This is a genomic window from Cellvibrio sp. OA-2007 (assembly GCF_000953825.1).
Lineage (GTDB): Bacteria > Pseudomonadota > Gammaproteobacteria > Pseudomonadales > Cellvibrionaceae > Cellvibrio.
This window is the reverse complement of the sequence record NZ_BBUL01000086.1, coordinates 94,572-110,865: the sequence shown is the minus strand read 5'-3', so window position 1 is coordinate 110,865 and position 16,294 is coordinate 94,572. Positions and strand designations below refer to the sequence as shown.

Genomic DNA, 16,294 nt, shown 5'->3' with positions numbered 1-16,294 from the left:
TTATGGAATTTGCTTTGAGCCCCGGCCATTGGTTACTGGTTTACGCCGCGATCAGCATTATCGCGCTGGTGTTGTTAATTGCCCGTTATCGCCTGAACCCGTTTATCACACTGACATTGGTGTCGCTTGGTTTGGGTTTGATGGCCGGTATCCCTGCAAAAGATGTGGTGTTTGTTTACGAAGCCGGCGTAGGTAAAACGCTTGGGCACATCGCGCTGGTTGTAGCACTGGGCACCATGCTTGGAAAAATGATGGCCGAGTCGGGCGGTGCAGAACAAATTGCGCGCACTATGATTCGCTGGTTCGGCGAAAAAAATGTGCATTGGGCGATGGTGTTTATTGCGTTTCTGGTGGGCTTCCCGATTTTTTTCGAAGTCGGTTTTGTTTTATTAATTCCTATCGCCTTTAACGTTGCGCGCCGCACGGGCACTTCCATGTTGTTGGTTGGTTTGCCGATGGTGGCGGGTTTGTCGGTTGTACATGGGTTGGTGCCACCGCATCCAGCGGCGATGATTGCGGTCGGTGAATATCAAGCCAACGTTGGTCGCACCATTTTTTATGCGCTGCTCGTGGGAATTCCCACCGCGATTATTGCCGGGCCCATTTTTGCAAAATGGATTGCTCCGCGCATTCAATTGCCAGCGCACAATCCGCTGGAAGAACAATTTATTCACGCCGATGCCGAGCGGCAGTTGCCAGGCTTTGGCATTACGCTCGCGACAATTTTGTTGCCGGTATTCTTAATGTTGTTGGGCGGTTGGGCCAATTTAATTGCTGCGACCGGCACAGCGCTAAATGATTTTTTGTTGTTTATCGGTAATTCGGTCGTCGCTTTATTAATTGCAACTCTCGTGAGTTTTTACACACTCGGTATTGCACGCGGTTTTAATCGCGATTCAATTTTGAAATTCAGTCACGACTGTCTTGCGCCAACGGCGGGTATCACGCTGTTAGTGGGTGCGGGCGGCGGCTTAAATCGTATTTTGGTAGAAGCCGGTATTGCTAAAGAAATTGTGGCCTTCTCATCTGATATGGCATTAACACCCTTAATGATGGGTTGGTTGGTCGCAGCATTAATGCGCATAGCAACTGGTTCTGCCACTGTGGCAATGAGTACTGCCGCGGGCATTGTTGCACCGATTGCGCTGGCAGCAGATTATCCGCACCCCGAATTATTGGTGATTGCGACCGGCGCCGGTTCATTAATTTTGTCGCACGTGAACGACGGCGGCTTCTGGTTGATTAAAGAATATTTCAATATGACTGTGACCCAGACATTAAAAACCTGGACGGTACTGGAAACGATTATTTCAATAGTAGCGCTCGGTTTTGTGTCACTGATTGCAGCATTTATCTAAAAGTATTTTGGAAAACATTATGACGGCATTGTTCGATATTGTGTACCACATGCGTGCCAGTCGCGATCGACTATCTGCGACCGAGCAAAAAATTGCTGATGCAATTTTAGAAGATATCGCCTTTGCTGCGTCGGCCAGTATTGATCAGTTAGCGGTGAAAGCGGCAGTTAGTATCGCGACAATTTCGCGCTTTGCCAAAGCAGTAGGTTGCGAAGATATCCGCGATCTGAAGTTAAAATTGGCACAAGCCAGTGCGGTAGGGACTCGTTTTTTGGCGGAGGTTCCTGCCGTAGAAGAAAGCGCTTTTTATACGCAAATTTGCAGCGATGTTGAATCGACGTTGCGCGCAAATCTGGCGCGGTTTGTGGAAGAAGATTTTCGTGCGGCGGCCGGACTACTCAATTCGGCGCGCTTGATTTATATCGGCGGTATGGGCGGCGGATCAACCATGCTGGCCGATGAGGTGCAATTTCGAATTGCGCGTTTAGGCAAGGCCGTTACAGCCTACCATGATCCGGTATTGCTACGAATGTTGGCGGCAACCCTGACCGAACAGGATGTGTTGGTGCTCTTGTCAGTCACAGGTGTTACTCCGGAAATGTTGGAAGTTGCCGATATCGCGCGTGAATACGGTGCGCAAATTATTGTGCTGACCTCCAAAAGTTCGCCGCTCGCCAGCAAGGCAAATATCGTTTTGCCGGTGGTCACCGAAGAGACCGATTTCATTTACAAGCCATCGGCATCGCGTTACGGCATGTTGTTGGCGATCGATATTCTTGCCACCGAATTGGCGCTTGCGCGTAAAACCGAGAGCAAGGAATTATTGCGCCGGGTGAAATTTGCGCTGGATGAATATCGCGGCGGCGATAACCGTTTGCCGTTGGGTGATTAGTACCAAGTTGATTGTCGGATTATTCAATTAAAGCAGTTAATAAAAAATTTTTAATAAAAAACGTTGATCAAAAAACGTAATTGGGAGCAGTGGGTGAAGTTCGATTTAATTATTCACAATGCGCAGATTATTGATGGCTCAGGCGAGCCCGCTTTTAACGCTGATCTCGCCGTCAGCAAAGGTAAAATTGCTGCGATTGGCGCTGTGTCCGCAGCAGATGCAACTCTTGTGTATGACGCACAAGGATTGGTTTTGGCGCCGGGTTTTGTTGATGTACATACGCACGATGATTTGCAAGTAATTCACGCGCCGCAAATGCTGCCGAAAATATCGCAGGGCATTACTACGGTAATTGTGGGCAATTGTGGAATTAGCGCTAGCCCTGTGACCTTAACGGGCGCGCTGCCTGATCCAATGAATTTACTTGGCGCAGCAGAGGATTTTAGCTACGCCGATTTTGCCAGTTACAAACAGGCAGTGAATCGCGCGCAGCCTGCGGTAAATGTTGCAGCGTTAATTGGGCACACTGCACTGCGCAATAATCATATGGACCGTTTGGATCGCACTGCGACTCAAGGTGAAGTCGAATTAATGCGTGTGCAGTTGCGTGAAGCTTTGACCGAAGGTGCGCTGGGTTTATCGTCTGGATTGGCTTACGGTTCTGCTATCGCCAGCAGCACCGAAGAAGTAAAAAAATTAGCAGAAGTGTTGAATGAGACTGGTGCAGTTTACACCACACATTTGCGCACCGAATTCGACGAGATTTTAACGGCACTCGACGAAGCGTTTGAAATAGGTGAACACGCAAAAGCACCGATTATCGTTTCGCATTTAAAGTGTGCGGGCGCGGGTAATTGGGGTCGCAGTGGTGAAATTTTAAAAAAATTAGAAACGGCTTCACAAAACCATCCGGTCGGTTGCGACTGTTATCCCTACAGTGCAAGTTCTTCAACATTGGATTTACAGCAAGTTACTAGCGACTTTGACATTGTGATCACCTGGAGTGAGCCGCATCCGGAACAGGGCGGAAAAAAATTGGCTGATATCGCCAAGGACTGGAATGTAAGTTTGGTTGACGCCGCTAAAAAATTGCAACCTGCTGGCGCCGTGTATCACGGAATGAGCGAGCAGGATGTACAAAAAATTCTGGCGCACCCGTTGACCATGGTGGGTTCGGATGGCTTGCCGGTTGACCCATTGCCTCATCCACGTTTGTGGGGCGCATTTCCGCGCGTGCTGGGGCATTACAGCCGCGATTTAAAATTATTCAGTTTGCCCGAAGCCATTCGCAAAATGACGCGTATGTCTGCCGATCGTTTTGGTCTGGACGATCGAGGCCGTATTGCAGTTGGCGCTGCCGCTGACTTGGTATTGTTTGACCCGGCAACAGTGAAAGATGCCGCAACCTTTACCCAGCCGCAACAATTGGCGGAAGGTATTGAAGCTGTTTGGGTAAATGGTGTTTTGAGTTACGCACAAAAAACCGTAACCGGAATGCGTGCGGGAAAATTTTTAACAAGGCAGCGTGATTTACGCATGGGGTTTTATTGATTTTTTTTTTGAGAAGCAAGATCGGCATTTAATAATCCGTCGTCATCCCCGCTTGCGGGGATCCATAGGTTCTAAAATAAAAAGCTGGATTCCCGCAAGCGGGAATGACGACTCCCAAAAAATGAAAAAGATGTGTATTGCGAAAAAGGTAGTCTCCTGATCAGCTCATTTAAAGAGAGAGAAGAACAATGTCAGAAATAAAACGTTACGGTGTTGAAGGTGGAAAAGGTACAGGCGGGCAACATTTGCCATTTGCTCGCGCTGCCGGTGCGGATGGTTGGTTGTTTGTATCTGGCCAGGTACCCATGGTTAACGGAGAAATTATCGACGGTGGCATTGTTGCGCAATCCCATCAAACTATTAAAAACGTACTTGCGATTTTAGCCGAAGCCGGTTATGGCCCTGAAGATGTCGTGCGTTGCGGTGTATGGCTCGATGACCCGCGCGACTTTATGTCATTCAACCGTGTGTTTATGGAATATTTCGGCGCTAATCCTCCTGCGCGCGCTTGTGTGGTGTCCAGCATGGTGGTGGATTGCAAAGTAGAAGTAGATTGTGTGGCCTACAAAAAGCCGTAAATAATTTAAAAATTCGTAGAGAAATCCAGATAGAAAATAGTGATGAATAAATACCTATTGTTAGTTAGCTGTTTACTCTGCTCCGTTTGGGCTACAGCCCAGGTGGAGCAATTGCCATTAATGCCTTATCCGCAAACTGTTGAACGTCAACAGGGGCAATGGGTATTAGGTGAAACACTGAACTATGCAGTAGACGGTAAAAAAACAGCAGCGATTAAAATGGCGGTAAAACAGTTTGCTGTGCGCGTAAAACAGCAGACCGGCCAAGCACTGAAACTAAAAGAAACCTCTATACCCAAAGCGCAATTCGTTATTCGTATTAAAAATACTCAAGCTATATCCAATCAAATCGGTGACTGGAATGAGGCGTATCAACTGCGGATTACAGCAGCAAAAATCGAATTGAATGCCAAGCAGTTGATGGGCGCCCAGCGCGGTATGGAAACCTTGTTGCAACTGGTCGGAACCGCACCGACCATCACATTGCCCTTAGTGAACATTCAGGATCATCCACGCTTTAAATGGCGCGGATTATTATTGGATACCTCCAGACATTTCTTTTCAGTCGCGACTATCAAGCGTCAGTTAGATGCGATGGCGGCAGCGAAATACAATATTTTTCATTGGCATTTGACCGATGATCAAGGCTGGCGCCTTGAATCAAAAAAATATCCAAAACTGCATAAGCTGGCATCTGATGGCGAATATTACACGCGTGCACAGATTCGCGATGTAGTTGCCTACGCGCGTGAACGCGGCATTCAGGTGTTACCGGAAATTGATCTGCCCGGCCATGCCAGTGCCATTGCAGTGGCCTATCCGGAATTAATGTCCGCACCCGGCCCCTATGCGATGGAATATCGGTGGGGAGTTCATAAACCTACGTTGAATCCAGCCAACGAAAAGGTGTACGCATTTGCCGATGCCATTATTAGCGAAGTGACGGAATTATTTCCGTTTGAATATTTGCATATCGGTGGTGACGAAGTGGATCCGGAGCATTGGAAAGCAAATCCGGAAATTCAAGTTTTTATGCAAAAGCAGGGTTTAACAGATCATCATGCACTGCATGCGTATTTTAATCAGCGGCTGCAGAAAATTTTGCAAAAACACAAGCGCAAGATGATTGGCTGGGATGAAATTCAGCACAAAGATCTACCTAAAGATATAGTTATCCACTCCTGGCGTGGGCCAGATGGGGTGAGTGATGCAGTGAGTCACGGTTTTCAGGCCATTTTATCCACGGGATATTATTTGGATCAGCCGCAAACAGGTGCTTATCACTATCGCAATGACCCAATTCCACCCAAGCCGGTAGTGGTTAAAACGCTTGCTGCTAATGAAACGATTAATAGCTGGCGTTTTGCAATGCCACGTAAACGCGGTAAGCCGGTAACTGGTACCTTCACATTTATTGGTAATGATAAAAAAATTACTCAGGCATTTATCGATTTTACCGGCAAGTCGCGGCGCGAAGTTTTGCTCAAGCAATACACTGGCAATAAAGCGGTATTTTCGCTGGATACCTGGATGGGTCCAGTTGAGTTTCGGGTGAGTTTTTCAGCAGATAAAATTCACGGTAGTGCTATCGTGGGCAACGCGCCCTATAGCCTTAGCGGCGACAAAATTCTTAATAACTTTTCTTTACAAAAAAATCAAAAAGTTACCGAAAATAATGCACAAAAACAGCTACCTAAAACTGAACCGGTGGCGCATTTGAGTGCACAACAGGAGGCGTTAATTTTAGGTGGTGAAGCTGCGCTTTGGGCTGAAATCGTTGATGAGCAAAGTATTGACCTGCGCTTGTGGCCGCGCGCATTTATTGTTGCAGAACGCCTCTGGTCGGCGCGGGATTTGCAAGATGAAAATAGCATGTATATGCGCGTAAATTTGGTTGCACATTGGGCAGAAAAATCCACGGGCTTATTGCATCGCCAACAGCAAACGAATGCATTACAAAAATTGGCTGGTAAAAACGAAATAACTCCAGTAAAAATATTTGCTGAGATGCTGGAATCTGCGCATTACTACCATCGTCAACATGAAAAATCAGTATATGAGAGTTATTCCAAAACAGATCCGCTTGACCGATTGGTTGATGCGTTACCTGCGGAAAATGAATATGTGCGTCAGTTTAATCAGCGTCTTGATAACTGGCTGAAAGAGCCGCGCGAAAATGCAGATTATTTTTCACTTTACGCTGAGCTGGAGCGCTGGGTTGCAAATCGCGAACAGCTGCAACCCTTGCTGGAAATGCATCCAGAGTGGATTTCCCTGGCGAGTAAGGTGAATTCAGTGGCGCGCACAAGTCTGGATCTGCTTGCGCTGCGTACAAAAACAAATTCACTTGCTCAAAGTGAGCGAGAAAAAATATTGGAAATGATCCAACAGGCTCAAATGTTGGATCAGGAATTGGTTGTAGCAGTAGCCTCTTCGTTGGAAAAAATCCTGAATTCATTTGCACATCCCTGATTAATGCATTGCGTTGGTCGGAAAAATTGTAAATTAAATTGACAACGTTGTCCTGCAGGATGTAAGTTGGAAGAGCCAAAGGCTGCGAGTTTTTGGTTCAGGTGACGAACAATAATTTAGGGGCGCAGAAGTAATAGCTTAGCGATTGGTGCATAACGCAAATTTATCAATATGGTTGGAGAGTGGCCATAGCGTGCGGCACCAGCAGAGTTACAACTGCGTTAAATATAAATACGTTATCTATGATGACCTGCGCTATCGGTAGACTGATATGGTTGAAGTAGCACTGTTTAATATCAATGATATTCCGCTGATATTCAGTGGTTTTCTCGCATTGGTTTTGGCGTGCCTGTTGTTTTTTACCCAACAATTGGGATGTGTCAAAAAACTGTATTGGCAATTTCTGGCGCTGTTCTTTTTGTTGGGCGCGCTGCGCACGTTCGACACCTTGGTATATTGGAATATTAATGTGCGCGACACCTTGTCATTGGTGTCGGCCAATTTTTTCTTTCTGTTCGGTTTTGTATTTTTTTTGCAAGGGCCGCTGCTTTTTTGGTTTTCCCAAGCGGCTATATCGCGGGATTTTTCCTGGCGCAAGGTCGAACTATTACATCTGTTGCCCGCATTTTGTTATCCCTTATACATTTACCACATTTTTCACCGTTTAGCGCCCGAACAAAAAATGCAATATGTGCACGATTGGGCTCATGTAATTAGCGATCCTTATTTTGAAGGTTTGATTTGGGTGCAGCGGTTAGTTCTATTTAGTTACAGCGCATGGTGTGTCGTTCGGTTATATCAAAGGCAATATCAAGAGCGGACACGTCACAGTCTGTTGAATAAGGTGGATCTGCATTGGTTAAAGCTATTGCTGGTTGGATTTTTCATAGTCAACTGCTGGGCACTATTTGCGTTGTTTGAAACACGTTTTGTTCAGCTGTTGCCATTAGGTTTGTTGGGTGAGTTTGAAAACTATTTGCTGCTGATTTATATGAGCCTGCTAGTGGTGTATTTGCTAAAAAACGCCACTGGTTTCTCTGCCGAGCAGATAGAGAGCACGGCTTCAGCTGATTCGCAAGTAGAAGAGCCGCAGCAGCAGTTGGTAGAAAAACTCACTAGTTTTATGGAAGAGAGCAAGCCGTATTTGGAACCACATATTACGGTGGAGCGTTTGGCCATTAAGCTGAATGTTTCACCAAAGTTATTGTCGTGCACTATCAATAGTCAAATGAATATGAATTTTTTTGAGCTGATTGGAACCTATCGTGTCGCCGAGGCAAAAAAACGTTTGGCGGATTCAGAGCTGCGCCAAAAGCCGATTGGCGAGATCATGAAAAGTTGTGGCTTTAATAGTAAATCGGTTTTCAACCAAGCGTTTAAGAAAACCGTTGGTGTTACTCCTAGTCATTATCGGCAGCAGCATCTGCATTAATTTTGCGGCTGAAGTCGCCTCGGGTTTGTTGGTTGGTTCGACTTTTAGTAGTGCGGTGTTCGATTTTTAGTTGTGTATAGAATCGATAAAAGGTGAATGTTAAATTCGGATGTTACTTCGTTTTTAATGGTTTGCACCTGGGTAGGCGAATTGACAATAAAAAGTAGTAAAAAGCAGTAGATGGAGCGCTTGATTAGGTGCGCAGAACTATCTCCAGTAATGCGCTTCCGTGGGTTTAATACGAGAGAAAACAACTAAGGGGTTGGATATGTTTACAAGTAAAAACAATATAGCCGAAACATCTAGTACACGATTTAAAAAATCGTTGTTGGCTGTTTCAATCATGGCGCTGAGTGTGCCAACGTTTGCACAATCAAGCGCAGCTCAAGATGAAAATCTTGAAGAAGTTGTGGTGACGGGCATGCGCAGCAGTTTGAATACTGCGCAAGAGTTAAAGCGTAATGCTGACACAGTAAAAGATGTTATTACTGCTACTGATATCGGCGCCTTGCCAGATAAGTCAGTCACCGAAGCGCTGCAGCGTGTTCCCGGTGTGACCATTGAGCGTTTTGCATCATCCAGTGACCCCAAGCACTACGCCGATGAAGGTACTGGTGTTTTGGTGCGTGGTTTGGATCGTGTGCGTTCAGAAATTAACGGTCGCGATGCATTCAGTGCTAACCCCTGGGGCGGTTTGAGTTACGAAGATTTCCCGGCAGAGTTGTTGGGTGCAGTAGAAGTTAATAAAAACCAAACAGCAGACAAAATTGCAGGCGGTATTGCGGGCACTGTTAATCTGATTACGCGCAAACCATTTGATTCCGATGAGCGTTTAGTGTCTTTTAATGCCAAAGCCAGTTACGGTGATTTCCGCGAAGAGGTTACACCGTCTTTTTCTGCGCTGTTTGCGGATAACTGGGAGACCAGCGCGGGTAAATTTGGTTTCTTGGTTGCGGCTTCGCAATCTGAATATAAAACCCGTGGCGATGGTGTTGGTTTAGGTAACTATCATAGCCGTGGTGTGATTGATACTTTCTCTTACGACGAGTGGGGCACACCTTCTCCAGGCGTTATTGCCGGCCAGTATTCGCAACCTTGTATTCCGGGTGATCCGGGCTGGCGCGCATGTAGTGCCCAGCAATTGAGTAATGGTGCTACTAAATATTCTGCGGAAGATTCGGCAGCCTATGTACCAAAATATGAAGGTGAAGCACTTGAGGGACAGCCTGAAGGTGTAACCTGGTATGCGCCCGCCAACTATCACATCAGCTCTGCAGAAAATGATCGTGAGCGCACTGGTTTCACTACGTCGTTGCAATGGGCTAATGCGGATGAGACGGTTACTGCAACTCTCGAACACATCAACTCTAAAGCATCGTTGGAATGGCGTGAACGCGTAATCGCATCTGGCGACCGCGGTTTCTTGCCCTATGTGCCGAACACTATTCAGTGGTTTGATGAGTCTGATGATGGTCGTCCGTTAACTGTAGATGACAAAGGCTTTTTGACTTCAGGCGTTGGTATTTCCAATGTTCCTGATATGCCATTGCAGTTCCGCTCGCGTTACAACTACAACGAAAACACCGTTGAAGATACTTCATTTAATTTGACGTTGAAGCCAACTGATCGTTTAACGGCATCGTTTGATTATCAGCACATTGATTCAGAGCAAGTGGTGCATAACTACGGTTTAACTTCGCGTATTAACGGAAATCAAACCGCTACAAATGCGCCTTTCTATATGGATTTGCGCGGCTCCACTCCCACTTTCGAATACTTGAACGAGAACGTATCTAACCCAGCTGATGTTGCGCCAAACACTAATCCGATTTTGCGCTTGGCCAGTGGTATGCAACAAGAAGTTCATGCAACCGCGCAGGCAGACAGTGTTAAGTTCGATCTTCAATACGATCTTGATGGTGTTTTCACCGCAGTAAAAGCGGGCGTGTTCTATTCAGATAAAGATCTCTCTATGGGTGATACTGAGTATGAAGGCTGGCAGGCATTAGGCACTCCATGGAATGCACAAGCTTCTTACAATGCATCACCACAAGCTGCGCCACAATTGTTTGAACGTGTGAGTTTTGCCGATCAGTACAACGGTAAAGTGGTTCAAGGTGAATACAACAGCTTCCTGTTTCCAAGTATGGATTTGACCAAAAACTACGTCCAAACTTTACGTGATGGCTGTGGCACTTGGAATGCTTTGGGCAATGCAATGGGTGCAGTTAAAGATGGCTTGCAAAATTGTGCTGTGCCCTACGAGGATCTCAAAGATCGCACCACTAGTCACTTTGCGCCACGTCACCTCAGCTCAACTAATGAAGAGCGCACCGAGTTTTATGTTCGCGGTGACTTCGCATTTGATGATTTAAGTGTGCCGGTAAAAGGTAATGTTGGTTTGCGCTATGTGGGGTACCAACTGGAATCTACCGGTAGTTTGACCTTGCCGGCAACCGCCAGACGCGGCACCAGTGCAACACAATCACTCTACCAAGTTATGCAAACCAAATATCCAGCTCTTTTTGCATTGGCATCGGGCGGCGCAGTCTCCAGTACAGTTGACGGCACTGACTACAACACTGTGTTGCCAAGCTTGAACCTGAGTTTTGGTGTGGCTGAAGATGTGGTTGTACGCTTTGGTGCATCGAAAGGGCTGTATTACCCTTCACTTACCGATGCGCGTAACAGCATGGTTGTTAGCTTGGATTACACCGAGGTTCTGCAAAAACCAAGCGAAGGTAAAGACGATGATTCAACCAGTGCAACCTATAACCCGGTTGTGGATTTAAGAAATGTGGAAATTAGTGCAAACGCGCGCAATGCATTTCTGGAGCCGGAAGAATCAGTTAATTTTGATTTGACGACTGAATGGTATTTCGCACCTGCTGGTTCGTTAGCAGTTGGTTTATTCCACAAAGAGCTGGATAACATTATTCGCAACAAGCAATTCTCGTTGGATATTGATTACGCTGGCAATAACTATCCGGTATCGGCTTACGGCCCTGATAATACTGGCTCAGGTACTATTCGCGGTGTCGAGTTCTCCTACTCGCAGTTCTACGATATGTTGCCAGGTGCCTGGAGTGGTTTAGGTATGCAGTTTAACTTTACCTATATCGATCAAAACGGTTTGGAAGATCCAAATACTAATCCAGCAGAAGAGTTGCGTTACGACGGTAACGGTAATCCAATTACCGACAACCGCAACAGCTTCCGTGTATTTACTGGTTTGCCATTGCAAGGTTATTCAGACAAGAACATGAATATCGTCGGTATGTATGAATACGAAGATATTGCGTTCCGTTTGGCATACACCTGGCGTTCAGAGTACTTGTTAACTATGCGTGAGTCGGAAGAATTTGTACCGGCATATGCCAAGGCGCAAGGTATGGTAGATGCGAGCTTGTACTACACTATCAACGACAATGTGAAAGTGGGTATCGAAGCCAACAACTTGCTCAATGAAGCTACCCAAACTCAGTACCAATTGAATCAGGCTGGCGATAAAACTGATGCTCTGAGCTTTACGACTGACCGTCGTTATGCACTGAGCCTTCGCGCAACCTTCTAATTGGCTGTGTTCTGTTAGCAACAGTTGAGATGATGTTGTAGATAAAAAGCGCGCAGCATTTTCACTGCGCGCTTTTTTGTTTTGATCATGTAGGTGAATGAGTTGTTAACTGAGTAGACGCTGGTTATGCAAAATACCTTGAACTCCATCTGTATTGTAGGTGGCGGCACTGCCGGTTGGATGGCGGCAAGCTTGCTGTCATCCGCATTGAGCGGAAGCCAAATTAAAATCACTCTGATTGAGTCACCGGATATAGCCACCATTGGTGTGGGTGAGTCAACTGTGCCCTCGATCATGGAGTTTTTGCGCGTTTGCCAGATTAACCTCAAAGATTTTGTGCAGGCGACATCGGCCAGTTTTAAATTGGGTATTCGCTTTGACGATTGGCAAAAACCTGGCGAACAATTTTTTCATCCATTTGGTGCGGTAGGGCAAAATATTCATGGCTTTGATTTTTATCAAGCCTGGTTGAAAACCGTAACAGATGGCAATGGCACTCGCTGGCTAGAGCATTCCCCCGGTGCTGTTATGGCTGAGCATCAGCGGTTTATGCTGCGCTCGCCCGAGCAACAACATTGGGTATCGCGCAATTATGCATACTCTCTGCATTTTGATGCGGTATTAGTTGCCCGCTATTTACGCCAGTTTTCACTGAGCCGTGGCGTAGAAAGAATTGAGGCAACCGTCAACAAGGTTGTTGTCGATGAGCGGCAGTTTATTTCAGCGGTAGAATTAAACAGCGGTGCAGCAGTCGCCGCCGATTTTTTTATCGACTGTAGCGGCTTTAACGGTTTGTTGATTGAAGGTGCATTAAAAATTGGTTACGAAGATTGGACCCATTATTTGCCCTGCAATCGCGCAGTGGCGGTACAAACAGAGAGTACTGGTGAGTTGCCTCCTTATACAATAGCCACCGCGCGCGAATGTGGGTGGACGTGGAAAATTCCCTTGCAGCATCGCACTGGCAACGGTTATGTGTTTTCCAGTCAGTATTGCAGCGATGATCGCGCAATCGATACTCTATTAAAAGTGGTTGAAGGAAAACGGCTTAATGATCCTCGCGTCATTCCATTTACCACTGGGCGGCGCAAAAAAATATGGCACAACAACTGTTTGGCGCTGGGTTTAGCTTCCGGATTCCTGGAGCCGCTGGAGTCCACTGCTATTCATCTAGTTTATAAAACCCTGATTCGTTTTATTAGTTATTTTCCCGACCGTGATTTTGAGGCGCATACCGAGCAGTCTTTCAACCAGAAAATCAACGGCGATTATGATGAGATTCGCGATTTTATCATTTTGCATTATTGCACCAGCGGGCGGCAGGATACGGAGTTTTGGCGTTGGTGTCAGACTATGCCGGTGCCCGACTCCCTGCGTGAGAAAATAGCTTCATTTCGTGAGCGGGGTCAGATAGATCATCACCCCGAGCAGTTTTTTAGTGCGGATAGCTGGTGTTCAATTTTGGAGGGTATGAAAATACGACCGAAAAAATATCACCCATTGATGGCGGCATTTGACCGGCAGAAGTTGGCGCAGTTGTTACAGGAAAGTAAGCACAATATTTATCAAACCGTGATGCAAATGCCCATGCACAGTGATTATATTGAGCAGCATTGCGCTGTTAAAAAAGATGACTATGTATAAACAAGTATCGGAATACTCGGCTCTGTCTGCGCAGCAATTTTTTGCTGAGCTTGCTCCCGCACAACAACCGGTGGTCATTCGGGGCTTTGCTCGGGATTGGCCATTAGTAAATGCAGCAAAAAAAACACCGCAGGACTTTGCGGCCTATTTGTTGCGCTTTTATACGGGAAAAAAAGCGAGAATTTTTGTGGCCCCCCCTGCGGCCAATAAACGTTTTTATTACAACGACGACATGACAGGTGTGAATTACATCAGTGGTGAAGAGCGTGTGGATTTATTTCTGGGGCGGCTGCTGGAATTAATTGATAGGGAAGTATATCCGGCAATTTCGATGCAAAACTCTTTACCCAGTGAAATACTGCCAGGTTTGAGCGATGAAAATAAATCGGCATATTTTCCGGATGTGGAGCCGCGTTTATGGGTTGGCAATGAGGGTATTGTCAGTGCGCATTACGATGGTGCGGACAATATTGCCTGTGTGGTTGCCGGGCGTAGGCGCTTTGTATTATTTCCGCCTGAACAAACCGGAAATTTATATCCTGGTCCGCTGAATTTTACCCCCGCGGGCGCGCCCACCAGTATGGTTAATTTAAATGCGCCGGATTTTGAACGCTACCCTCATTTTAAAACGGCGCTGGCTAATGCCTATTCTGCGGAGCTGGCTCCGGGCGATGCAATTTTTATCCCTATGCTCTGGTGGCATCATGTTGAATCACTGGAAAAAGTAAATGCTTTGATGAATTACTGGTGGAATGGATCCTCCGCCAAGAGTGCGATATCGCCAAGCCCTATTGATAGTTTAAATATCGCGCTCTTGGCAATGCGTGATTTAACACCTAAACAGCGCGCTGCATGGCGCTGTATGTTTGATCACTATTTATTTAAGCAGGGCGTTGATCCTGCATCTTATATTCCCGAGCATCAACAGCATCTGCTGGGTAAATTATCCTTGGATTATGTAAGAGCTATTAAAGATTATTTTATCGAAAAACTAAAAAAATAATGCTAATTCCGGTGCCCAACAGTGAATTGATCAATATGACAAGTGAAGCGAAAAAACCTGAAAAAATCCTGATTGTTGGTGGTGGAACAGCCGGGTGGATGGCCGCTAATTTATTGGTAACCCGTTGGCCTGATGTTGAAATTTCTTTACTGGAGTCGCACGATATTGGAACTATTGGTGTAGGCGAAGGCTCAACACCTCATCTGAAGTTATTTTTTGATGAGGCAGGGATTGAAGAATCGGAATGGATGCCGCGCTGCAATGCTACTTATAAAAATGGGATAACCTTTGCAAACTGGTCATCTATTCCCGGGTTTGATTCATACTTCCATCCTTTTCCTGCACAGACAGATGATATTTTTACGGTCCCGGTTTTTTTTAATAATATTAAAGCGCGAATGCAGGGGCTGAATGCCAACGCCCATCCTGATCCCTATTTTTTAGAAACCTATATCACCCAAAAAAATCTTGGCCCTATTGCCGCAGAGACTTTTCCGTTTGGCGTCGCTTATGGCTATCACTTTGATTCTGGTTTGTTAGGTCAGTTTCTTGCGGATAAAGCGGTGAGTCGCGGAGTCAAACGAATTGTTGCCACCTTGAACGAGGTAATCACTGGGTCCAATGGCGAATTGTGTTGTGTGCGATTGGATGATAATTCGCTGGTAGAGGCAGATTTTTTTATTGATTGTTCCGGGTTTAAATCTTTACTGTTACAGGGCGCTTTAAAGGCAAACTATAGAAGCTTTAAAGAAAATTTGTTTAATGATTCGGCCGTCGTCATGCCGAGCGTAATGACGGAAATAATTCCCCCCGAGACTAAAGCGACTGCATTGTCGAATGGCTGGGCATGGAAAATTCCCTTAACCAACCGCTATGGGAATGGCTATGTTTACAGTGCAGATTATATTTCACCAGAACAAGCGGAAAGCGAACTAAGACAACATCTGGGCATGCTTGATAGTGACGTTGCTGCCAGGCATTTGCAAATGAAAGTGGGGCGAGTTGAAAAACACTGGGAAAAAAATTGTGTGGCGGTAGGTTTGTCGCAAGGGTTTATTGAGCCGTTGGAAGCTACTGCGCTTGCCTTATCTTTTGAAACTATTTCACGTTTTATGAAATATTACGAAGCCGGCTTATTTACTAACAAGTTTGAAAACGATTTTAACAGCGATATCAATATGAAGTTTGATGGGGTGAGAGATTATATCGTATGCCACTACAAAGCTAATCAGCGCATAGATAGTAATTACTGGCGCGATAATGCCGCCAATACCAACCTGTCAGAAAGGTTAGAAAAAATACTGTATTTGTGGCGAAACAGTAAAGATTTCGCCAAAGAAATGCATATGCATAATTTGGTTGTTAGTTACCAGCCAAAATCATGGGCTTGTCTTTTTGCTGGTTACGGCATTTTTCCACCGCTGAAAAGTGATCATAAAATTGTCCAACAGGAACCATCACAAGAAATGCAGCAGTTGGCCGATTTTATTCGCCGCTGTGGGTTGAACTTTAAAAGCCATAATGAGTTGCTCGGAAAAAAATCTGAATAGCACCTCTTTGCGCTAAAAAAGTTCGATCTTTAGTATTCAGGTACGACTTTTATCCAAGCCAAAAAACGTTATTGCTGGCGGTATATGTCAATGTTAGTTTTGCGCTCACTGCAATGCAAAACTTAACGCTGATTCAGTACTCATGACGGATTTAACAATTTCAAAAAACAGTCTCTTGATGATATTCCATGTTGTGAATGTCGGTTTGTTGTTGACCTTCTGTGTTCTGTTAATAGTAAA

General features: G+C 45.7%; 10 protein-coding genes. All 10 read left to right on the top strand.

The window, feature by feature from the left end:
- The first annotated feature begins 2 nt into the window (after positions 1–2).
- The 10 genes from AWU77_RS08575 (at position 3) to AWU77_RS08530 (ending at position 16,054) form a co-directional block, all read left to right on the top strand.
- Positions 3–1,358: a GntP family permease gene (locus AWU77_RS08575; protein WP_084618212.1), complete on the top strand. Its 1,356-nt coding sequence runs from the start codon at positions 3–5 to the stop codon at positions 1,356–1,358.
- Positions 1,359–1,377: 19 nt separating this feature from the next.
- Complete coding sequence (locus tag AWU77_RS08570; protein WP_062061756.1) at positions 1,378–2,250, top strand: MurR/RpiR family transcriptional regulator; 873 nt, start codon at positions 1,378–1,380, stop codon at positions 2,248–2,250.
- Between the two features lie 93 nt (positions 2,251–2,343).
- On the top strand, positions 2,344–3,801 hold the full coding sequence (locus AWU77_RS08565) for an amidohydrolase family protein (RefSeq protein ID WP_062061754.1): 1,458 nt from the start codon (positions 2,344–2,346) through the stop codon (positions 3,799–3,801).
- 188 nt (positions 3,802–3,989) lie between these two features.
- The gene (locus tag AWU77_RS08560) at positions 3,990–4,379 is read left to right on the top strand and encodes a RidA family protein (protein WP_062061751.1); all 390 of its coding nucleotides are present in this window, start codon (positions 3,990–3,992) and stop codon (positions 4,377–4,379) included.
- A 42-nt stretch (positions 4,380–4,421) separates the two neighbouring features.
- The gene (locus tag AWU77_RS08555) at positions 4,422–6,851 is read left to right on the top strand and encodes a family 20 glycosylhydrolase (protein WP_062061748.1); all 2,430 of its coding nucleotides are present in this window, start codon (positions 4,422–4,424) and stop codon (positions 6,849–6,851) included.
- Between the two features lie 271 nt (positions 6,852–7,122).
- Complete coding sequence (locus AWU77_RS08550) at positions 7,123–8,283, top strand: AraC family transcriptional regulator (protein ID WP_062061745.1); 1,161 nt, start codon at positions 7,123–7,125, stop codon at positions 8,281–8,283.
- A gap of 268 nt (positions 8,284–8,551) precedes the next feature.
- A complete protein-coding gene (locus AWU77_RS08545; RefSeq protein WP_062061742.1) occupies positions 8,552–11,857 on the top strand; it encodes a TonB-dependent receptor in 3,306 nt (1,101 codons plus the stop codon).
- Positions 11,858–11,983: 126 nt separating this feature from the next.
- The gene (locus AWU77_RS08540) at positions 11,984–13,501 is read left to right on the top strand and encodes a tryptophan halogenase family protein (protein WP_062061739.1); all 1,518 of its coding nucleotides are present in this window, start codon (positions 11,984–11,986) and stop codon (positions 13,499–13,501) included.
- Positions 13,494–14,504 carry a cupin-like domain-containing protein gene (locus tag AWU77_RS08535; RefSeq protein ID WP_238582351.1) on the top strand — a complete coding sequence of 337 codons (1,011 nt, stop codon included), beginning with the start codon at positions 13,494–13,496 and terminating at the stop codon, positions 14,502–14,504. Before AWU77_RS08540 ends, AWU77_RS08535 begins: the two co-directional genes overlap by 8 nt.
- Entirely contained in the window at positions 14,504–16,054 is a 1,551-nt protein-coding gene (locus AWU77_RS08530) for a tryptophan halogenase family protein (protein ID WP_255353641.1), read from the top strand. Before AWU77_RS08535 ends, AWU77_RS08530 begins: the two co-directional genes overlap by 1 nt.
- Positions 16,055–16,294: the final 240 nt, after the last annotated feature.

Excerpts from the sequence above, each read along its gene's own strand:
- AWU77_RS08575 (WP_084618212.1), top strand. The coding sequence starts at position 3 with ATGGAATTTGCTTTGAGCCCCGGCCATTGGTTACTGGTTTACGCCGCG.
- AWU77_RS08570 (WP_062061756.1), top strand. The coding sequence starts at position 1,378 with ATGACGGCATTGTTCGATATTGTGTACCACATGCGTGCCAGTCGCGAT.
- AWU77_RS08560 (WP_062061751.1), top strand. The coding sequence starts at position 3,990 with ATGTCAGAAATAAAACGTTACGGTGTTGAAGGTGGAAAAGGTACAGGC.
- AWU77_RS08555 (WP_062061748.1), top strand. The coding sequence starts at position 4,422 with ATGAATAAATACCTATTGTTAGTTAGCTGTTTACTCTGCTCCGTTTGG.
- AWU77_RS08550 (WP_062061745.1), top strand. The coding sequence starts at position 7,123 with ATGGTTGAAGTAGCACTGTTTAATATCAATGATATTCCGCTGATATTC.
- AWU77_RS08545 (WP_062061742.1), top strand. The coding sequence starts at position 8,552 with ATGTTTACAAGTAAAAACAATATAGCCGAAACATCTAGTACACGATTT.
- AWU77_RS08540 (WP_062061739.1), top strand. The coding sequence starts at position 11,984 with ATGCAAAATACCTTGAACTCCATCTGTATTGTAGGTGGCGGCACTGCC.
- AWU77_RS08535 (WP_238582351.1), top strand. The coding sequence starts at position 13,494 with ATGTATAAACAAGTATCGGAATACTCGGCTCTGTCTGCGCAGCAATTT.
- AWU77_RS08530 (WP_255353641.1), top strand. The coding sequence starts at position 14,504 with ATGCTAATTCCGGTGCCCAACAGTGAATTGATCAATATGACAAGTGAA.